The sequence below is a fragment of the Streptomyces sp. NBC_01013 genome (assembly GCF_045162765.1).
GTDB lineage: Bacteria > Actinomycetota > Actinomycetes > Streptomycetales > Streptomycetaceae > Streptomyces.
In genome coordinates, this window is the sequence record NZ_CP108687.1 from 2,861,149 (window position 1) to 2,880,405 (window position 19,257).

Here is a 19,257-nt window from a genome sequence, read left to right on the forward strand (position 1 = left end):
CCACGGCGTGACGGCCTCGCCCTGCGGAGCGGGGTCGTAACCTCGTGCCATGAGCAGGCCACCCACCTTCACCCCGCCCCCCTGTGCCCGCCCCCGCGCGCTGCACACCGAGCGCGGGGACTTCGCCGTGCTGGACGCGGTGCCGCGTACGCGAACGCGCGGAACTGTCCTCCTGCTGCCCGGGTACACCGGCAGCAAGGAGGACTTCATCGCGCTGCTGCAGCCGCTCGCCGACGCCGGCTACCGCGCCGTCACCGTCGATGGGCGCGGGCAGTACGAGACCGACGGGACGGATCGTCAGGAGAGCTACGGCCAGGGCGAGTTGGCCCGTGACGTGCTCGCGCAGGGGGCCGCTCTGGGTCTCGGCGACGGCGCGCTCGACCTGCTCGGCCACTCACTCGGCGGGCAGATCGCACGCGCGGCCGTGCTCCTGGACCCGGCACCGTTCCGTTCGCTGACCCTGATGTCCTCCGGGCCCGCCGAGGTCGTCGAGGCCCAACAGGTCAAGCTGAAGATGCTCGGCGACGCGCTCGCCACGATGAGCATGGACGACGTCTGGTCCACCATGCGGACCCTCGACCCGCCGGCCGAGGCGGAGACGGACGGCGAGGATCTGCGGCGGCGCTGGCTGCGCCATCACCCCGCGCAGCTGATCGCCACCGGTCGGCAACTGGCCACCGAACCGGACCGGGTGGCCGAGCTCGCCGCCACGGGGCTGCCCCTCCATGTGATCTCCGGCGAACGCGACGACGTCTGGCCGGTCCCGCTGCTCGACACGATGGCGGAACGCCTCGGCGCGCGCCGGACCCGGATCGAGGGTGCCGAGCACTCCCCCAACACGGACCGGCCGGGGCCGACGGCCGACGCGCTCGTCGCCTTCTGGGGCAGCGTGTAACAGGCTGTACGAAGGCGGGTGGCACTCCGGGTCGGCAGACCTCAGTACTGCGCCTGGAGGTGCTGCCAGAAGCCGTCACGCAGCGCCCGGCGCAGATGGGCGTGGCCGCGCAGCGAGTGCTGGAGCAGTCGCTCCGCCTCGACCAGCAGGTCCTGGTCGACGGAGCCCGGCAGATACGGGTGCCCGGGCAGCAGGTCTGCCAGGGACTCGCGTCCGCGGGCGGAGAGCCAGGTGGCGGCGATCTGCGCACCTACGAAGCGGACGTCCTCGCGCGAGGGCGCCGGGGCGTCCTCCTCGTAGGTGGTGACGGGGCGTCTGGTCACGTACGGGCGGCAGAAGTCGAGGTCGAAGGTGCGCTGGCTGTCGACCTCCCAGAGCAGCGGTTCGGCCTGGTTGCGCCCTTCGGCGGCCTCGATGCCCCACAGGTGGACCCGGGCCCCGTAGCCCTGCGCGGCCTCGACGGCCGACACCAGGTCCTCGTCGCCGCCGACCAGCGCGGCGTCGCTGATGGCTCGGTGGCGGGCGAGGGATTCGAGGTCGGTGCGGATGAGCGAGTCGACGCCCTTCTGCTGGTTGTTGGCGTTGAGGTTGCCCAGCCTGACCTTGACGTCGGGGAGTTCGGCGATGGACTGCTGCTCCACCGTGTGGATCCGGCGCCTGGCCCCGTCGTACCAGTACACGCGCAGCAGTCTGCTGTCGGCGAAGATGGTGCGGGCCTTGTCGATGAAGGCCTCGATCAGCCCTTCGGAGTCGAGGTCGAAGGAGCGCCGGTCCTCGGTACCGGTGACGAGCAGCCCGGCCGCGGCGTACACATAGCCCGCGTCCACGAAGATCGCGTGGGTCGACGGGGTCTTCGACACCTCGGCGAGTACGCGCTGGAGCAGTTCGTTCGTGCGGTCCAGACGATCGGTGATCTCTGCCTCGTTCATGCGGGCCTCGTCGCGGACGCCGTCGTCCGCGCACGTTCGGTTACCTGCTGGTACTTAGACATCCAAAAAATTTCCTTAGCGTAGGGAATGATTGCAGGAGGCAAGCCGTTGTACACCCCGTGGGGCGCAAGACAGAGATGCCTGCGCTCCTCATCCTTGCGGACGGGCCACCCGTCCTCCCAGTAGTTCTCCAGCAGGAGGATCAGACGAAGGGAAGCCATATGCGCTTCGAGATCATGCGACTCGACGATGTCGACGGTACCGCCGTGGACAGCACCGTCGTGGACGCCGCCTCCGTCAACCGGATCGTGCAGCAGGCCGCAGCTGTCGGCCAGCGCATCTATATCCGCCCGGCCGACTCCTCGGCTTCGTAACACCTTGCCGACGTAACACGACGCCGACGTAAAAAGACGAAGCGCCCCCGCACGGATGGTCCGTGCGGGGGCGCTGTGGTGTCCGGGTGCCGGTCAGGCGTTCTGGATGACCTGGGTGACGCCGTTGATGATCTGCTGGACGGCGATGGCGGACAGCATCATGCCCGCGAGCCTGGTGACCAGCACGACGCCGCCGTCCTTGATGACCCGGATGATCAGGAGCGAGTAGCGCATGGTCAGCCACAGCACGATGTGCATGGCGATGATGGCCGTCCAGACGGAGATCTGACTGCCGACGCTGTCGGCGTGCTGCACCGCGAGGATCACCGAGACGATCGCTCCGGGGCCGGCGAGCAGAGGCATGCCGAGGGGGACGAGAGCCACGTTGACGTCCTTGGTCTGCGTCGGCTCGTCGGTCTTGCCGGTCAGCAGATCGAGCGCGATCAGGAGCAGGAGCAGCCCGCCCGCGATCATCAGCGCGGGGACGGAGACATGCAGGTAATCCAGGATCTGCTGGCCGAGCAGCCCGAAGACGGCGATCACACCGAAGGCTACGGAGACCGCCTGCAGCGCCATTTTGCGCTGCATCCTGGCGGGTCGGCCTGCGGTGAGGGCGAGGAAGATCGGGGTGATTCCGGGCGGATCCATAATCACAAAAAGGGTGAGAAAAAGGGATCCGAAGACAGCGACGTCGAACACAGTGAGCCTTGCGAGGAGAGAGCGGAAATGCGACGGGGGGGAGCACACCACGCGGTCCCGCCGGACGGGCGGCCGTCGCACGGGGCGGCAGCAGCGCCGGCGGACCGGTGCGCGAGGTGGGGACGAGCGGAGTCACGCGGGCGCGCGGAGGCGGCAGGAGCGTGAGGGGTGACGTGTGGTCCGTTACGGAGCGGCGGGTCCGCCGGCCCCCGGCACCGGGAAGGCTCCCGTGGCGCGCCGGGTGATCTCGCCGTAGATCTCCGGGTCGGTGGTGTGGGCGCCGAGCGCCACGGTCTTGCGGCTGCCGTGATAGTCGCTGGAGCCGGTCGTGAGCAGGCCGAGCTCGGCGGCGAGTCCGCGCAGCCGGGCCCGGGTCGGCTCGTCGTGGTCCATGTGGTCGACCTCGATGCCGTCGAGCCCCGCGGCTGCGAGCTTCGCGATCGACGACTCGGGGACGACCTCGCCGCGCTTGACGGCGGCCGGGTGGGCGAAGACGGTGACGCCGCCGGCGGCCTTGACCAGGCGGATCGCGTCGAAGGGGTCGAGCTCGTGCTTCTCGGCGTACGCGCGTCCGCCGTCGGCGAGCCACTGGGGCGTGAAGGCGTCGGAGACGGTCTCGACGACCCCGAGCTCGACAAGGGCGGTGGCGATGTGCGGCCGTCCGACCGAACCGTCCCCGGCGATGCGTGCGACCTGTTCCCACTCGACCGGGACGCCCAGTCCCTGGAGCTTGCGCACCATGGTCTGCGCGCGCGGCACCCGGTCGTCGCGCACCAGCTCGCGCTCGCGCGCCAGCTCGGGCTCGTCGGGATCGAAGAGGTACGCCAGCATGTGCAGGCCCACGCCGTCGATGCGGCAGGAGAGCTCGGCGCCGGTGACCAGGGTGAGGCCCTCGGGAAGCGCGGCCTTCGCCGCGGCGTGACCGCGGACGGTGTCGTGGTCGGTGAGCGCGACGACGTCGAGTCCGGCGGCGGCCGCGTTGCGCACCAGCTCGGCGGGGGTGTCCGTGCCGTCCGACGCGGTGGAGTGGGTGTGCAGGTCGATGCGCACGACACGTACTCCTGTGCTCGCAGCCGGGTGGGGGACGCTCAAGGATAACCGGCGGGCGGACCCCCTCCGGCCCGCTCAGGGTCCCGTCAGCAGCCGGGGCGTGAGGGCCCCGCAGGGCACCAGGTCGACCTCTCCCCCGGCGTCCCGCAGATCGGTCAGCACCAGTTCGTCGTACATCAGGAGGCCCGACTGCTCGGGCCAGACGATCGCCCAGAGCCAGAGCCCGCACGCCTCTCCGGCGAAGACGGCCCGGTCGGCGGGGGCGTCCCTCACGTGCCAGAGCGGGGTCGGGCGGCCGGCGGCGAGCACCTTGACGTCGGGCGGCCCGTCGACCCGCAGCAGTGGGCCCGGGTCCGGTCCGTCGATCCCGGCGTACCGCGCCCCGAGCCCGACGCCCAGTTCCTCGGCGACGAGCAGCAGCTCGCCGACCCCGCCCAGCGGTCCCGGTCCGGAACACGCGACGGCGGTGGCCCGGCCGCCGCTGCGGTCGTCCCCCGCGGCCGCGACACCGGTGAACAGCCAGCCGACCGGCAGCGGCCAGGGCATCCACACGGGCACCTGAGCGCGGTGCACCACCACTCCGAGCGCCTCGACGCTGGGCGGGATGACCGGCTGCATCGGGTGCACGCTGCCGTGCATGTCGCACTGCCAGGTGTCGTCGAAGAAACCGGGCGCCTTGACCCGGCCTCCGCACTTCGGGCAACTGGGTTCGCCCCTCATAGCGACCAACGGTCCTCCCCGGTCGTCGCCGCGTCAAGGACGATCACCCTTCCGCAGCGCGCCTCCGACCAGCACATTTAGATGTAGCTTGCATTCATTAGGCGCTCTAACTTATTCTGTGTACAACACACCGATCTAGTGGAGAGCGAGAAGTCCCATGCAGGGAGAGGATCCGTTCGAACAGGGAACGGCGAGCATCCTGCGCCAGCCGAAGGCCGTCTGGGCCACAGCGGGCGCTTCCGTCGTCGCGTTCATGGGAATCGGGCTGGTGGACCCGATCCTCCCGTCCATCGCGAAGGGGCTGGAGGCGACTCCGAGCCAGGTGTCCCTGCTGTTCACCTCGTACTTCCTCATCACGGCCGTCGCGATGCTCGTCACCGGCTTCGTCTCCAGCCGCATCGGTGGCCGCAGGACGCTGCTGGCCGGCCTCGCCCTCGTGGTGGTCTTCGCCGCGCTCTCCGGCACCTCGTCCTCCGTCGCGGAGCTCGTCGGCTTCCGCGCGGGCTGGGGCCTGGGCAACGCGCTCTTCGTCTCGACGGCACTCGCCGTGATCGTGGGCGCCGCCGCAGGCGGCAGCTCGGCGGCGATCCTGCTGTACGAATCGGCGCTCGGCCTCGGAATGGCCTGCGGACCCCTGCTCGGAGCGCTGCTCGGTGACGCCAGCTGGCGCTACCCGTTCTTCGGCACGGCCGCACTGATGGCGATCGGCTTCGTCTGCATCACCGCCTTCCTCAGGGAACAGCCCGGGCCGGCCCGGAAGACGTCCCTGCTCGACCCCCTCAAGGCGCTCGGCCACCGCGGCCTCGCCTCCGTCGCCACCTCGGCCTTCTTCTACAACTACGCGTTCTTCACGATCCTGGCGTTCACGCCGTTCGTGCTGAACATGACCCCGTACAAGTCCGGCGCGGTCTTCTTCGCCTGGGGTCTGCTGCTGGCGGTCTTCTCGGTGCTCGTCGCACCGCGCCTGCAGAAGCGCTTCGGCTCGCTCAAGGTGGTCGGCGCCTCGCTGGTGCTGCTCGCCGCGGACCTGGTGATCCTGGGGTACGGCAACCACACGACGGCGATCGTCTGCACCATCGTCTCCGGCGCCTTCATCGGCATGAACAACACCGTCTACACCGAGCTGGCGCTCGGCGTCTCGGACGCGCCGCGCCCGGTGGCCAGCGCGGGCTACAACTTCGTCCGCTGGTTCGCGGCCGCGGCCGCGCCCTACCTGGCCCCGAAGATCGAGGAGTGGAGCAACATCCACATCCCGTTCGTGGTCGCCGCCGTCGCCGCGGTGCTGGGTGCGCTCGTCGTCTGGGTCCGGCGCTCGGCGCTGACGCACGAGGCCGAGGAGCTGGAGCCGAAGCACGCCACCGAGGACGGGGTCACCGTCTTCGCCGGCTGACCGCCCGTACGACCCCGCCCACGGCTCCTGGCCGCGCGGCGGGGCTTTCGCGTCCGTGCCTCCCGGAGGCATCAGTCCAGGGCGACCGAGGTCCGCAGCGGATCGCGCAGATCCGTACCCTGCGAGAGCCACCGTTCCTGGAGTTCCTGCGCCCCTCTGACCCGTTTCCAGGCCGCCTCGTTGTGCGTCATCGGCAGCAACGGCAGGAACCTCACCGGCTCCATCGGCTCCTCCAGCTCCAGGTCTTCGACCAGCCCCCCGGGCTCGGCGACCAGCACGGAACTGAACGGCGCCCCGGGCCACAGCGGTTCACCGACCTCCAGGGAGGCACCCGGCGCCACGATCACCCCCTCCACCTGCGGCGAGGCCGCCAGTACGGCGAGCCTGCGCAGCACCTGGTCGGTTTCGGCGAGACCGACCCGTACGGAGAGGACCAGCTCGGCGCGCGGCCCCTTGACCGGGTCGGCGAGCGTGGCCGTCGGGTCGGCCATCGGCTGGGCGGACATGCCGAGGGTGGCGTACCTCACCACGTCGCCGTCGATGAACCGGAGCACCTCGATCCGGTCCGTCCCGAGAAACGTCACTGCTGCGCGTGCGTCCGGTTCACCCAGGGCCGTCCGCAGACGTGCCTCGACCAGAGCAAGAATTTCTGCCATGCCGCGAGCATAGGACGCGTATGGAACGGGCAAAGTAAGGGATTGGCCCTGTACCGGCTGCTAGCCTGGGGTGCCGGTCGGGACAGCACGCAGAAGCGTCGCTCTCAAGTCCCGACGAAACGTCATCCCCCACGGGGGACCGACCGGAGGAGGTGGGGCTGCGGTGGATCCAAGTCGACCGTGCAGTACCAACCGCTCTTCCGCTCGACACCTTTCTTCTGTGATCTGACGCCTTCTCGGTCAAGGCGCATGGCATTTCGCACGACGGAAGAGCACTCCTTTTTTGCCTGTCTGTAGCGAACGCCGTCGTCGTGCCTCCGCGGTGCCGCCCGCTTTGCGGACGTGAGCCCACGTCCCCATTCCGGGCTGTTCCACGCCTGCACCGGCGGCCCTCCGTGAAGGAGCCAGCCATGTCGATGATCCGTGACCTGCGCGCCGTCGTGCGCCCGTCCCTGCGCAAGACCAACACCCTGCACAGCGGGTACGACACCACGCGCGACCCGTCCGCCTCCAGCGCCGTCGTCGACTGCGCGGTCTACCGCGACGGCCGCCGTATCGCCGAGGTGGAGGGCACCTGCCGTACACCGCACGAGGCGATGCTGCGCGTACGGGAGAAGGGCGGCTTCGCCTGGATCGGCCTCCACGAGCCGACCGAGGAGGAGTTCGCCGGCATCGCCCGGGAGTTCGGGCTGCACCCGCTCGCGGTGGAGGACGCCGTCCACGCCCACCAGCGGCCGAAGCTCGAGCGGTACGACGACACGCTGTTCACCGTCTTCAAGACGATCCACTACGTCGAGCACGCCGAACTGACCGCGACGAGCGAGGTCGTCGAGACCGGCGAGGTGATGTGCTTCACCGGCCGGGACTTCGTCATCACCGTGCGGCACGGCGGCCACGGCTCGCTGCGGGCGCTGCGCCACCGGCTGCAGGACGACCCCGAGCTGCTGGCCAAGGGCCCGTCCGCGGTCCTGCACTCCATCGCCGACCACGTCGTCGACGGGTACATCGCGGTGGCGGAAGCGGTACAGGACGACATCGACGAGGTGGAGATCGAGGTCTTCTCCACTCCGGACAAGGGCAGCCCACGCGGTTCGGACGCCGGCCGGATCTATCAGCTCAAGCGCGAAGTACTGGAGTTCAAGCGGGCCGTGTCGCCTCTGCTGCGCCCGATGCAGCTGCTCAGCGAACGGCCGATGCGGCTGATCGACCCGGACATCCAGAAGTACTTCCGGGACGTCGCCGACCACCTGGTCCGGGTGCAGGAGGAGGTCATCGGCTTCGACGAACTGCTGAACTCGATCCTCCAGGCCAACCTGGCGCAGGCCACCGTCGCGCAGAACGAGGACATGCGCAAGATCACGTCCTGGGCGGCCATCATCGCCGTACCGACGATGATCTGCGGCGTCTACGGCATGAACTTCAAGCACATGCCGGAGCTCCGGTGGACGTACGGCTACCCGATGGTGCTGGGCTTCATCGGCGTGGTCTGTTTCTCCATCCACCGCATGCTCAAGCGCAACGGCTGGCTCTGAGACCGCTGGAGCGGGGCCCGTCTAAGCTCTCCTCCATGACTGCTGCTGACGCGCTGCTCGGACCCGCCCTCGTCGAGGAGGCCACCAAGAAGTCGGGCCTCATCTGGGTGCGCGGCACCGGTCCCGCGCAGGCGCTGTGGCACGTGTGGCACGAGGGGGCGGCGCACCTCGTCGGGGACGGCCCCGGCGAGCAGCCGCTCCCGGCCGGTCTCACGGACGGCGCCACCGCGGAGGTGACCGTCCGCAGCAAGGACAAGGGCGGCCGTCTCGTCGCCTGGTCGGCGTCGGTGGCGCAGCTCGCCCCGCACTCCGAGGAGTGGGAGGCCGCGGTCGCCGAGCTGAAGGGCAAGCGTCTCAACGCACCGGACGCCGAGCAGATGCCCGAGCGGTGGGCCCGCGAGTGCCGGATCGTCACACTGACGCCGCTCGACTCCCGTACGGAACTGCCTGACACCTCGGGGGCGGCGGCTCCGCTGCCCACCACCGCGACCACCCGGCTGCCCGTGCCGGCCGGGCTGCCGCGACTGCTGAAGCGGTCCCTGCGCAGGTCGTAGCTACGAGGAGGACGACTTCGGCAGCTGCTGCCCGTAGTCGACCGTCTCGTCCTCGGCCGGGGCCGCCAGCGTGAAGTCCCTGCCCCAGTCGGCCAGCCTGACGACGCCGCCGCCACCACCACGGGCGAAGCTCAGCGGGTACGGAGTGCCCTCCAGGGACACGTCCAGGGCGCCGCCCTCGCCCGTGCCGCCCAGGATCCGGATGGTGCGCACATCGCCGACCTTGCCGCGCTCCCCCGTGCCGATCTCGCCGTGCAGCGTGAGCAGACCGTCGAGCAGCAGCTTCTTGTCGGTGAAGCCGCGCAGCTGCTTGTACGTGGGGTCGTCCTCGGGGACCTTCACGTACTTGTCGTCCAGCTTGTCGGCGGCGGCGCCACCCGCGTCGCTCGCCGTCCCGGCGCTCGTCTTCGTGTCGTCGTGGCTCCAGAAGCCGGCATCGGCCTTGAGGTAGAGCTCGTCGCCGATCCGCAGCAGCTCGAAGGTGCTGTTCTTCGAGGTGACGGAACCCGCGCCGCCCTTGTCCTTGAGCTTCATGTCGATCTTGTACGTGCCGCCCTTGCTCACCAGCGTGCCGGCCAGCCGGACGGCGTCGGCCGAGTCCGCCGCCGCTTGGGCCTTCTTCTCGATCTCCGGCCCGGTCAGCTTGCCGATGCCGTTGGTTCCCTTGTCCGGATCCTCACCCGCGCACGCGGTCAGGGCCGCGGTCAGCCCGGCACAGAGCACGACGGCGAGGGTGGCGGTCCGGCGGCGGGCCCGGACGGACGGGACGAAAGAGGTCACAGGCGCACTGCCTCTCATCTGCATGGCGGGGGTGGCAGACGGCAGCGTACCCGTGTGGCCTACGTCTTCCGGCAGAGAGCCGTACGGACGGTTCGCCGGGGCACCACGGAGCGGTACCGGCTAGCCTGATCACGTCATAAACGTGCAGTAACTGTCGGAACAGACCGCTCGGCGGCGAACGAGGAGGCGCACGCATGGCCCCAGGCACGCCCCGCGTCTTCGTCTCGCACCTGTCCGGCGTACCGGTCTTCGATCCCAACGGCGACCAGGTGGGGCGGGTCCGCGACCTCGTCGCGATGCTCCGGGTCGGCGGCCGGCCGCCCCGCCTGCTCGGCATCGTCGTCGAGGTGGTGAGCCGGCGCCGGATCTTCCTTCCGATGACCCGGGTGACGGGCATCGAGTCGGGGCAGGTCATCACCACCGGCGTGGTCAACATGCGGCGCTTCGAACAGCGGCCCACCGAACGTCTGGTGCTCGGCGAGTTCCTCGACCGGCGGGTGAGTCTGGTGGAGACCGGCGAGGAGGTCACGATCCTGGACGTGGCCATCCAGCAGCTGCCGGCCCGCCGCGACTGGGAGATCGACAAGTACTTCGTCCGCAAGGGCAGGGGCGGGGCGCTGCGCCGCAAGGGCGAGACCCTGACCGTCGAGTGGTCGGCCGTCAGCGGCTTCTCCCTGGAGGAGCACGGGCAGGGCGCGGAGTCGCTGGTCGCCACGTTCGAGAAGCTGCGCCCCACCGATGTCGCCAACGCCCTGCACCACCTGTCCCCGAAGCGGCGGGCGGAGGTCGCCGCCGCCCTGGACGACGACCGGCTCGCCGACGTCCTGGAGGAGCTCCCCGAGGACGATCAGGTGGAGATCATCGGCAAGCTCCAGGAGGAGCGTGCGGCGGACGTCCTGGAGGCCATGGACCCCGACGACGCGGCCGACCTGCTCTCCGAGCTGCCCGAGGAGGACAAGGAACGGCTGCTGACGCTGATGCGTCCCGACGACGCGGCCGATGTGCGACGCCTCATGTCGTACGAGGAGCGGACCGCGGGCGGTCTGATGACGACCGAGCCGATCATCCTGCGCCCGGACGCGACGGTGGCCGACGCACTCGCCCGGGTACGCCAGTCGGACCTCTCCCCGGCGCTCGCCGCACAGGTGTACGTGTGCCGGTCGCCCGACGAGACGCCCACGGGCAAGTACCTGGGCACGGTGCACTTCCAACGGCTGCTGCGGGACCCGCCGTTCACCCTGGTCAGCTCGCTCGTCGACAGCGACCTGGTGGCGCTGGCCCCGGACACCCCGCTGTCGGTGGTGACCAGTTATCTGGCGGCGTACAACCTGGTCTCGGTGCCCGTGGTGGACGAGCTCGGCTCGCTGCTCGGCGCGGTGACGGTCGATGACGTCCTGGACCACCTGCTGCCCGACGACTGGCGCGAGACGGACTTCCTCGGCCGCGAGGGGGTGCTCCGTGGCCGGTGAGGACCGCTCCAGGGCATCGAACGGCTCCACGGCGCTGACCCGCACCCCCAGGTACCGACTCGACCAGCCCAAGGCCCCGCGCCGGCGGCTGCTGCCGGAGTACGACCCCGAGGCGTTCGGCCGGTTCTCGGAGCGGATCGCCCGCTTCCTGGGCACCGGGCGGTTCATCGTCTGGATGACGCTGATCATCATCCTGTGGGTGGTGTGGAACATCTTCGCGCCCGAGCCGCTGCGGTTCGACGAGTACCCGTTCATCTTCCTGACCCTGATGCTCTCGCTCCAGGCCTCGTACGCGGCCCCGCTGATCCTGCTCGCACAGAACCGGCAGGACGACCGTGACCGGGTCACGCACGAACAGGACCGCAAGCAGAACGAGCGCTCCATCGCCGACACCGAGTACCTGACCAGGGAGATCGCCGCGCTGCGGATGGGCCTCGGAGAGGTCGCCACACGCGACTGGATCCGCTCCGAACTGGAGGACCTGGTGAAGGACCTGGACGAGCGGCGGGCACTGCAGTCCGCCGAGAGTGACGAAGACCGCTGACGGAGCTACCCACGCGTAGCGACGGGCGCCGTAACATCGTCGGTATGGCTACGGAAGACGCGGTGCTTGAGGCACTGGCGACAGTGAACGACCCGGAGATCCACCGCCCGATCACCGAGCTCGGCATGGTGAAATCGGTCGATATCGATCCTGATGGTGTGGTCGCTGTCACGGTGTACCTCACCGTCTCCGGCTGCCCGATGCGCGAGACGATCACCAAGAACGTGACGGACGCGGTGGCCCGCGTCGAGGGTGTGTCCCGGGTCGAGGTCACGCTCGACGTCATGAGCGACGAGCAGCGCAAGGAGCTTGCGACCTCGCTGCGCGGCGGCACGGCGGAGCGCGAGGTGCCCTTCGCCAAGCCCGGCTCGCTGACCCGGGTCTACGCGGTGGCCTCCGGCAAGGGCGGCGTCGGCAAGTCCTCGGTGACGGTGAACCTCGCGGCGGCCATGGCGGCCGACGGGCTCAAGGTCGGTGTGGTGGACGCTGACATCTACGGGCACAGCGTGCCCCGGATGCTCGGTGCGGACGGCAAGCCGACCCAGGTCGAGAACATGATCATGCCGCCGTCCTCGCACGGTGTGAAGGTCATCTCGATCGGCATGTTCACCCCGGGCAACGCCCCGGTCGTGTGGCGCGGCCCGATGCTGCACCGCGCGCTCCAGCAGTTCCTCGCCGACGTGTACTGGGGCGACCTGGACGTCCTGCTGCTCGACCTGCCGCCGGGCACGGGTGACATCGCGATCTCCGTGGCCCAGTTGGTGCCGAACGCGGAGATCCTCGTCGTCACGACCCCTCAGCAGGCCGCGGCCGAGGTGGCCGAGCGGGCCGGCTCGATCGCCGTGCAGACCCATCAGAAGATCGTCGGCGTCGTCGAGAACATGTCGGGCATGCCGTGCCCGCACTGCGACGAGATGGTCGACGTGTTCGGCTCGGGCGGCGGCGCGCGGGTGGCCGAGGGCCTGACGAAGACGGTCGGCGCCGAGGTGCCGGTGCTCGGCTCCATCCCGATCGACGTACGGCTGCGCGAGGGCGGGGACGAGGGCAAGCCCGTCGTCCTGTCCGACCCCGACTCCCCGGCCGGCAAGGCCCTGCGTTCCATCGCCGACAAGCTCGGCGGTCGTCAGCGCGGCCTGTCCGGCATGTCCCTGGGCATCACCCCGCGCAACAAGTTCTGAGCGCGGTCACGACGCACCAGGTGCCGGGACCCTTCGGTCCCGGCACCTGGTGCGCCGCTCATGAGCCAGTCGGTGGCTACGCGTACGAGGCGATGTCCGCGACGACCGAGAACCCCAGCCCGTACGCGCTCATCCCCCGCCCGTACGCCCCGATGTGGACGCCCTGCGCCGACCCCGCCAGCACCCAGCCGAATTCGGACTCGCGGTAGTGGAAGGGCACCGGCACACCGTCGACCGGCAGCGACAGCGCCGACCAGGCGGGGCCGTCCAGGTCGTCGGCGAGCTCGAACGCCGTCTCCGTCTGCTGGTCCAGCCAGTCGTCGCGCAGGGTGTGGTCCATCTGCGGGGGCCAGGTGTAGGCGAGCAGGCCGGAGCCCGCCAGCCAGGCCGCGGAGGAGACCGTCGTCGCCTCCAGGACCCCCGTGCCGTCCCCGCTGCGCCGCACCGGACTGCTGGCCACGGTCACGACGACCGCGAAGCGCTGCTTGTCCGCGCCGGCGTCGCCCCGTACCGAAGGCTCGTCACCGTGACCGGTGGAGCCGTGCTGCACCGTGCCGTCCGCCGCGGTACCCACCTGCATCAGCCAGCGGGGCCCGGTGAAGGCCTCGTCCAGTCCGTACCAGGGGAACGACGCCTGCAGATAGCCGTCGACCGTGAGCCGGGCCGCCGGCACCCCTTCTGCCGCGGCTGTGTCCGGCGCACCGTCCGCGCCCAGCCGACTCGTTGTCGTCATCTGACCGGCCGCCTCCTCGATCCGTAGGGTCCGGAGCGGCCCGCCCCCCGCGGGCGTACTCACAACCGGACAGATGGAGAATAGCCATACCGTCCGGACGAGTCGGGATTGACGGGTGTCAGGTGGCGTCTGCGTCGAACGGCGGGTGGTCGGTCTTCGTGGGCTGCTCACGCTTCTTGAGCAGGTCCGGAGCGCCCGCCGAGCCGTTCGCCGCGGTGATCGCGGAAGCGCCCGACACGCCGCTCTTCGCCTCCACGGCAGAGGTCTCGCGCCCGTTCACCGCGTCGGTGACCTCGGCGACCTCCTTGCGCAGGTCGAAGCTTTCGCGGATCTCCTTCAGCCCCAGGTCGTCGTTGCCGTCCATGAGCTGCTTACGGACGAACGTCTTGGGGTTGAGGTCCTCGAACTCGAAGTCCTTGAACTCCGGTCCGAGCTCTGTACGGATGTCTTCCTTGGCGCTCTCCGAGAACTCCCGGATCTTGCGGATGAAGCGCGACGCGTCCTGGATGACCTTGGGAAGCTTGTCCGGGCCGAAGACGAGCACGCCGATGATGGCGAGCGCCACCAGCTCGAGTGGTCCTATGTCATTGAACACCTTGCGGCTCCTCGTGTTCTCCGCGACCAGGTCGGATGAGGTCCGGACTCGGCCCACGGTACCCGCCCGAACTGTCCGGGCGGTAGCTCCTCATGGCTGTCACGTGCCGGTTGCCGAACCGAGCGTCAAAGTCATGGACAGCTCTTTACCACCGCGGGTCAGAGTGAGCTTCAACCGGTCGCCCGGCCGGTGCGAGCGGATCTTCACTATCAGCTCCTCGCCGCTGTGCACCCGCCTGCCGTCCACTTCGGTGATGACGTCGCCGGGCCGGATGCCCGCCTGGGCCCCGGGACCGCCCGCGGTGACGGACGACTTGCCGTCGGCCCCCTTGGGCCCGACCTTGGCGCCGTCCCCCGTGTACTTCATGTCGAGACTCACACCGATCACCGGGTGGGTGGCCTTCCCGGTGTTGATGAGTTCCTCGGCGACGCGCTTGCCCTGGTTGATCGGGATGGCGAAGCCGAGACCGATGGAACCGGCCTGGCCCCCTTCCGTGGTCGAACCGCTGTCCGCGGCGCGGATGGCGCTGTTGATTCCGATCACGTGCGCGTCGGTGTCCACCAACGGGCCGCCGGAGTTGCCCGGGTTGATCGGGGCGTCCGTCTGGAGAGCGTCGACGTAACTGATGTCGCTGCCGTCGCCCTTCTCACCGCCCGCGGTGATCGGCCGGTCCTTGGCGCTGATGATGCCGGAGGTGACGGTGTTGGACAGGTCGAAGGGCGCGCCGATGGCCACCACCGGGTCCCCGACCTGAACGTTGTCGGAGTTGCCCAGGGGCAGGGGCTTCAGCCCCGAGACGCCGCGCACCTTGACCACGGCGAGGTCGTATCCGCTGTCCTTGCCGATGATCTCGGCGCTCGCCGTCTCGCCGCCGCTGAACGTCACGGTGATCTCGCCCGATGAGCCTGCCGGGGCGACCACGTGGTTGTTGGTCAGGATGTGGCCCTGGTCGTCGAGGACGAAGCCGGTGCCGGTGCCCGATTCGGTGGTGCCGCTGACATGCAGGGTGACCACGCTGGGCAGGGCGCTTGCCGCGATGCCCGCGACGCTGTCGGGAGCGCGTCCGCCGCCGTTCCTCTCGTCCTGGGGCAGTTCGACCGAAGTGAGGCCGCCGTTGCGCTCTATGTAGGCGCCGATGCCGCCACCGATACCGCCCGCCACCAAGGCGAGGAGCAGTGCGCCGATGAGCACGGGGCCGCGCCCGTTCTTCCGGCGGCCGTCGGGGCCCAGCGGGGGGCCGGGCTGGGTGATGAGCGGCTGCCGGGGCGCGCCCCAGGGGTCGTACTGGAGCCACTGCGGCGACGGGGGCTGGGGCGGGACGGCCTGAGGGTGGGGGGCGGCCGGGCCCTGTCCCTGGGGCTGCGGGTGCGACGGCATCGGGGGCGGGGTGTGGAAGGCGGGCGCGGGGGCGGCCGGGGACGGCATGCCGGAGCCGTTGGTCCCCGCGTAGGCCGGGGGGACGGGGGTGCCGTGCGCCGGGGTCGGGCGCTGCACGGGCGGCGCGGGCGCCCAGGGGCCGGGACCGCCGTAGGGCGGGGTGCTGTACTGGTCGGGCTCATGCAGCGGCTTGGCGGCCTGCGGCGCCGGCGCGGCAGCCTCGGGTGCCGGAGTTTCGGGTACCGAGGCCTCCAGTGGCACGTACGCGGCTGACGCGGACTCGGGTGGGGCAGCCTCGTGCGGGGCGTCCTGAGGTGTCCGGCTCGCGGCCGGCCCCTCGGCCGGGGGAATCGCGTCCTCGACGGGTGACGGCTCCTGAGGCGCTGTGCGCGTGCTGCGTCCCGGCGTGGGCCGGCTCCACCACTTCGCCTTCGGCTCGGTGGTCTTCCCGTCGTCCATGCTCTCCCCGCAACTGCCGCAACCGGCCTCTGCACACCCCGACAGGGGCGTCCCTCCGAAAATCCTGCCGGAATTCAACCAGGTTTACGGATGCCCTGCGCAGCCCCGTACACAGACCTTCATCAGCGGCGGGGCGAGAGCGGCAGGCCGTGATCGGCGGGGGCCGATGCCCCGGCGGCCGATGTGGGGGTCCAGGACGGCTCGGCGGAGGGCGCGGCCGGTTCGGCCGGGGTGCGTCCGCTGCCGAGGGCACGGGCGAAGAGCGGGTTGCTCGCGTCGGGACGTATCAGCGACGGCGCGGACACGGTCGACTGAACGGGAAGGGCGAACGGGTTCCCGTGGAGCCCCCCGGTGCCGAGCACAGGGGGTGTCGAGGGGAACGCCAACGGTGCGGCGTTCACCACGAGTGAGAACGGGCGGTCGGTGCCGGCCGCGGCGAGCGTGCCGTGGTTACCGCCTCCGCGGCGGCTGACGGCGCCGCTCTCCGCGCGGGCGGCGGCGTCGAGCGGGGCCACGGTGTTGCCCGGCCCCTCGGCCCGCGTGGCGGTCTCGGTGACGGGGTCCGTCGGCAGGGCGCCGCCGAGCGCGATGGCGGCCAGCGAGACGGCACTGGCGGCGGCGAAGGCGAACCGGCGCCCCCGCCACGGCGAGCGGTCGCCCTCACGGCCGACCTCGTGGATCCGGAAGACGGAACCGGCCGGACCGGCGGGCAGGACCGCGGTCGAACCGTGCAGGGTCGGAAGGTAGCCGAAGGAGGCCGGCGGCGATCCGTCCGCCGGTGATTCCGCGCGGCTGCCCGGGGGCCGCATCACCGGAAGCACACCATCGGCAAAGCGGCCCGGGTCACCCCAGGGTCTTCCCCGACCGTCGTCGTCACCCCCGGGTCCACCGGGTAGGCCCTGGAGCCGGGCAAGGAACCCCTCGGAGGGCGAGGGTGGGGCCGACTGCGCGAAGACACTCTTCAGGCGCCGCTGTGCGGCGGCCTCGGCCTTGCACTTGGCGCAGGTCGCGAGGTGGGCGAGCACCCGGTCGCGGGCATCATGCTTCAGCTCGCCGTCGACAAGCGCGGCGAGGCGGTCCCCCAGGTGCTGTTCCGCGGAGGTCGGACCCGTGCCACTCACGCCGTCCCGCCCTCCCCCGATACGAGGGCTCCCGCGAGCGAGCGCTGCTCGGCCCGGGCTTCGGGCGAGCGGTGCTGCAGTGCCTTGCGCAGGTGCGAGCGCCCGCGGTGGATACGGCTGCGCACGGTGCCGAGCTTCACGCCGAGTGTCGCGGCGATCTCCTCGTACGAAAGTCCCTCGATGTCGCACAGGACGACCGCGGCCCTGAACTCGGGCGCGAGGGTGTCCAGCGCCTGCTGGACGTCCGCGTCGAAGTGGGTGTCGTTGAAGACCTGCTGCGGCGACGGCTCACGGCTCGGAAGCCGCTCGGCGGCGTCGTCCCCGAGGGAGTCGAAGCGGATGCGCTGCTTGCGCCGGACCATGTCCAGGAACAGATTGGTCGTGATGCGGTGCAGCCAGCCCTCGAAGGTGCCGGGTGTGTACGTCGAAAGCGAACGGAACACCCGGACGAAGACCTCTTGCGTGAGGTCCTCGGCGTCGTGCTGGTTACCCGTCAGTCGGTAGGCAAGGCGGTAGACACGACCGCTGTGCGTGCTGACGATCTCTTCCCAAGAGGGCGGCGTCCACGCCTGGGAGTCCGCATCCGAGGCGAAGGTCGCGGTCGGTGCGGAGTCGTTGGAAGAACGGTCAGCAATGTTGGTCACGGATTTCGGCTCACCCGCCGACCTGAGAAAGCGCCACAGCACTCCTCCCCGATCCACAGGCGCAGCCGCACCTCCCCTGTCGGCTCTGGTGGTGTCCAGTGGAGCCCCTACCATAGCCACCTCGCCCGTTAGCTCCGGATAAGCCTTTTTCCTGCTGGGGCCGGGGGTCTCCCCGGGAACCGCCTGCCACGTCGGCCAGGTGCCCGGTCTGTGGGCCCGATCCGCGTGCTTTCCCCTGTCCTTGCCTAACGCCCGGTCCCATCTGCGGGTTCCCGAGCACAGCGGATACAGTCACCGTTGCGCCAACTACGGGGACAGGAGAGGGTCATCACCGCCAACCGGCAGACGAGCTGGGCGTTCTCCGACGCCTTTGTCGCCGAGGACGAAGCAATGCGCTGGGCCCGGGACCGGGCACGGGACGCAGGGCTCCGCTCGGTGTCGCCAGGCACCGGCTCCGCGCTGCGCCTGCTTGCTGCCACGACGGACGCCAAGGCGGTGGCCGAGATCGGCACCGGGACGGGCGTGTCCGGCCTCTACCTGCTGCAGGGCATGCGGCCCGACGGGGTGCTGACCACGGTCGACCCGGAACCCGAGCGCCAGCAGTTCGCCCGTGAGGCGTTCCGCGCGGCGGGCTTCGCCGCCAATCGGGCCCGCTTCATCCCCGGCCGCGCCCTCGACGTACTCCCCCGGCTGGCGGACGGCGGATACGACCTCGTGTTCTGCGACGGCGACCGGCTGGAGAGCCTGGACTGTCTCGCTGAATCGTTGCGCCTGCTGCGACCCGGGGGCCTGGTCTGCTTCGAGGGCGTCTTCGCGGACGGCCGTACGGTCGACTCGGCCGCCCAGCCCGCCGAGGTGCTGCGCCTGCGCGAGCTGCTGCGTGCCGTCCGCGAGAGCCAGGAGCTGATGGCGACTCTGCTGCCGGTGGGCGACGGCCTCCTCTGCGCCGTACGACGGGGCTGACCCGGCGGGAACCGCGCGCTCACGGCCCGTCACCTCGCACGGGACGCGTCCCGACGCGGTCGCCTCCACGCATACACCACTGCCCCGGCACGAGAACCGTGCCGGGGCAGTGGTGGAGTATGGGCGCCTCTGCTAGCCGACGACCTTCTTGAGGGCATCGCCGAGTGCATCGGCCTCGTCCGGAGTCAGCTCCACGACAAGCCGACCGCCGCCTTCGAGCGGAACGCGCATGACGATGCCCCGCCCCTCCTTTGTCACCTCGAGCGGGCCGTCGCCCGTCCGCGGCTTCATGGCCGCCATGCTCGTTCCCCTTCCTGAAACCAGCTCATCGCAACCGGCGGCCCCATGACAGGCGCTGCCTCACCGGCATCGAACACATTGCTTCCAGGCCATTATCCCGCATCACAGACCCCGATGACCAACATCGCTCTGCATCGCTTGCGCAACGCGCTCGCTCAAAACCACCCAATTCGGCGATCCGACTGCGATACTCCGTCCCCATCCGCCCCCCATCGGAGCGGAATTGTTAGACGCAGGTCACATGTTCGCTCCCACCGATGTCCGCCATGCTTGCGTGGACAAGCATTGTGAACAA

General features: G+C 70.3%; 21 protein-coding genes. 9 read left to right on the top strand and 12 right to left on the bottom strand.

Annotated features, from left to right (window positions below; all coding sequences use genetic code 11):
• Nucleotides 1–49: 49 nt before the first annotated feature.
• Entirely contained in the window at nt 50–895 is an 846-nt protein-coding gene (locus OG538_RS12005; RefSeq protein ID WP_406092846.1) for an alpha/beta fold hydrolase, read from the top strand.
• Nucleotides 896–936: 41 nt separating this feature from the next.
• Here the strand turns inward: OG538_RS12005 and OG538_RS12010 are convergent, their stop codons facing one another.
• Entirely contained in the window at nt 937–1,824 is an 888-nt protein-coding gene (locus OG538_RS12010; protein ID WP_406092848.1) for an NYN domain-containing protein, read from the bottom strand.
• 221 nt (nt 1,825–2,045) lie between these two features.
• Between OG538_RS12010 and OG538_RS12015 the strand changes: the two genes are divergently transcribed.
• Nucleotides 2,046–2,198, top strand: a complete 153-nt coding sequence (locus OG538_RS12015) for a hypothetical protein (protein WP_219572777.1) — start codon at nt 2,046–2,048, stop codon at nt 2,196–2,198.
• A 93-nt stretch (nt 2,199–2,291) separates the two neighbouring features.
• Here the strand turns inward: OG538_RS12015 and OG538_RS12020 are convergent, their stop codons facing one another.
• The 3 genes from OG538_RS12020 to OG538_RS12030 form a co-directional block, all read right to left on the bottom strand.
• Nucleotides 2,292–2,897, bottom strand: coding sequence for a MarC family protein (locus OG538_RS12020; RefSeq protein WP_406092850.1), 606 nt, complete (start codon nt 2,895–2,897; stop codon nt 2,292–2,294).
• A gap of 183 nt (nt 2,898–3,080) precedes the next feature.
• The gene (locus tag OG538_RS12025; protein WP_406092852.1) at nt 3,081–3,947 is read right to left on the bottom strand and encodes a PHP domain-containing protein; all 867 of its coding nucleotides are present in this window, start codon (nt 3,945–3,947) and stop codon (nt 3,081–3,083) included.
• A 75-nt stretch (nt 3,948–4,022) separates the two neighbouring features.
• Nucleotides 4,023–4,667: a DUF6758 family protein gene (locus OG538_RS12030; protein WP_406092854.1), complete on the bottom strand. Its 645-nt coding sequence runs from the start codon at nt 4,665–4,667 to the stop codon at nt 4,023–4,025.
• Between the two features lie 157 nt (nt 4,668–4,824).
• On the opposite strand from OG538_RS12030, the gene OG538_RS12035 reads away from it, so the two are divergent.
• Complete coding sequence (locus tag OG538_RS12035) at nt 4,825–6,057, top strand: MFS transporter (RefSeq protein WP_406092856.1); 1,233 nt, start codon at nt 4,825–4,827, stop codon at nt 6,055–6,057.
• A gap of 71 nt (nt 6,058–6,128) precedes the next feature.
• Here the strand turns inward: OG538_RS12035 and OG538_RS12040 are convergent, their stop codons facing one another.
• Nucleotides 6,129–6,713: a suppressor of fused domain protein gene (locus tag OG538_RS12040; protein WP_406092858.1), complete on the bottom strand. Its 585-nt coding sequence runs from the start codon at nt 6,711–6,713 to the stop codon at nt 6,129–6,131.
• 410 nt (nt 6,714–7,123) lie between these two features.
• Here OG538_RS12040 and OG538_RS12045 point away from each other — a divergent pair, with 410 nt between their 5' ends.
• Both OG538_RS12045 and OG538_RS12050 read left to right on the top strand, forming a co-directional pair.
• Complete coding sequence (locus OG538_RS12045; protein WP_406092860.1) at nt 7,124–8,245, top strand: magnesium and cobalt transport protein CorA; 1,122 nt, start codon at nt 7,124–7,126, stop codon at nt 8,243–8,245.
• Between the two features lie 35 nt (nt 8,246–8,280).
• Nucleotides 8,281–8,799: a hypothetical protein gene (locus OG538_RS12050; RefSeq protein ID WP_406092861.1), complete on the top strand. Its 519-nt coding sequence runs from the start codon at nt 8,281–8,283 to the stop codon at nt 8,797–8,799.
• Here OG538_RS12050 and OG538_RS12055 read toward each other — a convergent pair whose 3' ends face one another.
• The gene (locus OG538_RS12055) at nt 8,800–9,579 is read right to left on the bottom strand and encodes a hypothetical protein (RefSeq protein ID WP_406092863.1); all 780 of its coding nucleotides are present in this window, start codon (nt 9,577–9,579) and stop codon (nt 8,800–8,802) included.
• 194 nt (nt 9,580–9,773) lie between these two features.
• Here OG538_RS12055 and OG538_RS12060 point away from each other — a divergent pair, with 194 nt between their 5' ends.
• The 3 genes from OG538_RS12060 to OG538_RS12070 are packed head-to-tail and all read left to right on the top strand — an operon-like array spanning nt 9,774 to nt 12,770.
• Nucleotides 9,774–11,048: a magnesium transporter MgtE N-terminal domain-containing protein gene (locus tag OG538_RS12060; RefSeq protein WP_406092866.1), complete on the top strand. Its 1,275-nt coding sequence runs from the start codon at nt 9,774–9,776 to the stop codon at nt 11,046–11,048.
• Nucleotides 11,038–11,592 carry a DUF1003 domain-containing protein gene (locus OG538_RS12065; RefSeq protein ID WP_406092868.1) on the top strand — a complete coding sequence of 185 codons (555 nt, stop codon included), beginning with the start codon at nt 11,038–11,040 and terminating at the stop codon, nt 11,590–11,592. Before OG538_RS12060 ends, OG538_RS12065 begins: the two co-directional genes overlap by 11 nt.
• A 44-nt stretch (nt 11,593–11,636) precedes the next feature.
• The gene (locus tag OG538_RS12070; protein ID WP_406092870.1) at nt 11,637–12,770 is read left to right on the top strand and encodes an Mrp/NBP35 family ATP-binding protein; all 1,134 of its coding nucleotides are present in this window, start codon (nt 11,637–11,639) and stop codon (nt 12,768–12,770) included.
• Between the two features lie 76 nt (nt 12,771–12,846).
• Here OG538_RS12070 and OG538_RS12075 read toward each other — a convergent pair whose 3' ends face one another.
• From OG538_RS12075 to sigE, 5 genes are all read right to left on the bottom strand, one after another.
• A complete protein-coding gene (locus OG538_RS12075) occupies nt 12,847–13,503 on the bottom strand; it encodes a hypothetical protein (RefSeq protein WP_406092871.1) in 657 nt (218 codons plus the stop codon).
• 118 nt (nt 13,504–13,621) lie between these two features.
• Nucleotides 13,622–14,098, bottom strand: a complete 477-nt coding sequence (locus OG538_RS12080) for a sec-independent translocase (RefSeq protein WP_406092873.1) — start codon at nt 14,096–14,098, stop codon at nt 13,622–13,624.
• Nucleotides 14,099–14,197: 99 nt separating this feature from the next.
• Nucleotides 14,198–15,934 carry a S1C family serine protease gene (locus OG538_RS12085; RefSeq protein WP_406092875.1) on the bottom strand — a complete coding sequence of 579 codons (1,737 nt, stop codon included), beginning with the start codon at nt 15,932–15,934 and terminating at the stop codon, nt 14,198–14,200.
• A 122-nt stretch (nt 15,935–16,056) separates the two neighbouring features.
• Nucleotides 16,057–17,055 (bottom strand): zf-HC2 domain-containing protein, encoded by a 999-nt coding sequence (locus tag OG538_RS12090; protein WP_406092877.1) that lies wholly within the window; start codon nt 17,053–17,055, stop codon nt 16,057–16,059.
• Nucleotides 17,052–17,813: an RNA polymerase sigma factor SigE gene (gene sigE, locus OG538_RS12095; protein ID WP_236064539.1), complete on the bottom strand. Its 762-nt coding sequence runs from the start codon at nt 17,811–17,813 to the stop codon at nt 17,052–17,054. The genes OG538_RS12090 and sigE overlap by 4 nt, the downstream gene beginning before the upstream one ends.
• A gap of 183 nt (nt 17,814–17,996) precedes the next feature.
• On the opposite strand from sigE, the gene OG538_RS12100 reads away from it, so the two are divergent.
• On the top strand, nt 17,997–18,662 hold the full coding sequence (locus tag OG538_RS12100) for an O-methyltransferase (protein WP_406092879.1): 666 nt from the start codon (nt 17,997–17,999) through the stop codon (nt 18,660–18,662).
• 132 nt (nt 18,663–18,794) lie between these two features.
• Here the strand turns inward: OG538_RS12100 and OG538_RS12105 are convergent, their stop codons facing one another.
• Nucleotides 18,795–18,962: a DUF3117 domain-containing protein gene (locus OG538_RS12105; protein ID WP_003966491.1), complete on the bottom strand. Its 168-nt coding sequence runs from the start codon at nt 18,960–18,962 to the stop codon at nt 18,795–18,797.
• Between the last annotated feature and the right edge of the window lie 295 nt (nt 18,963–19,257).

Excerpts from the sequence above, each read along its gene's own strand:
- OG538_RS12005 (WP_406092846.1), top strand. The coding sequence starts at position 50 with ATGAGCAGGCCACCCACCTTCACCCCGCCCCCCTGTGCCCGCCCCCGC.
- OG538_RS12010 (WP_406092848.1), bottom strand. The coding sequence starts at position 1,824 with ATGAACGAGGCAGAGATCACCGATCGTCTGGACCGCACGAACGAACTG.
- OG538_RS12015 (WP_219572777.1), top strand. The coding sequence starts at position 2,046 with ATGCGCTTCGAGATCATGCGACTCGACGATGTCGACGGTACCGCCGTG.
- OG538_RS12030 (WP_406092854.1), bottom strand. The coding sequence starts at position 4,667 with ATGAGGGGCGAACCCAGTTGCCCGAAGTGCGGAGGCCGGGTCAAGGCG.
- OG538_RS12035 (WP_406092856.1), top strand. The coding sequence starts at position 4,825 with ATGCAGGGAGAGGATCCGTTCGAACAGGGAACGGCGAGCATCCTGCGC.
- OG538_RS12040 (WP_406092858.1), bottom strand. The coding sequence starts at position 6,713 with ATGGCAGAAATTCTTGCTCTGGTCGAGGCACGTCTGCGGACGGCCCTG.
- OG538_RS12045 (WP_406092860.1), top strand. The coding sequence starts at position 7,124 with ATGTCGATGATCCGTGACCTGCGCGCCGTCGTGCGCCCGTCCCTGCGC.
- OG538_RS12050 (WP_406092861.1), top strand. The coding sequence starts at position 8,281 with ATGACTGCTGCTGACGCGCTGCTCGGACCCGCCCTCGTCGAGGAGGCC.
- OG538_RS12060 (WP_406092866.1), top strand. The coding sequence starts at position 9,774 with ATGGCCCCAGGCACGCCCCGCGTCTTCGTCTCGCACCTGTCCGGCGTA.
- OG538_RS12070 (WP_406092870.1), top strand. The coding sequence starts at position 11,637 with ATGGCTACGGAAGACGCGGTGCTTGAGGCACTGGCGACAGTGAACGAC.
- OG538_RS12075 (WP_406092871.1), bottom strand. The coding sequence starts at position 13,503 with ATGACGACAACGAGTCGGCTGGGCGCGGACGGTGCGCCGGACACAGCC.
- OG538_RS12085 (WP_406092875.1), bottom strand. The coding sequence starts at position 15,934 with ATGGACGACGGGAAGACCACCGAGCCGAAGGCGAAGTGGTGGAGCCGG.
- sigE (WP_236064539.1), bottom strand. The coding sequence starts at position 17,813 with ATGGTAGGGGCTCCACTGGACACCACCAGAGCCGACAGGGGAGGTGCG.
- OG538_RS12105 (WP_003966491.1), bottom strand. The coding sequence starts at position 18,962 with ATGGCGGCCATGAAGCCGCGGACGGGCGACGGCCCGCTCGAGGTGACA.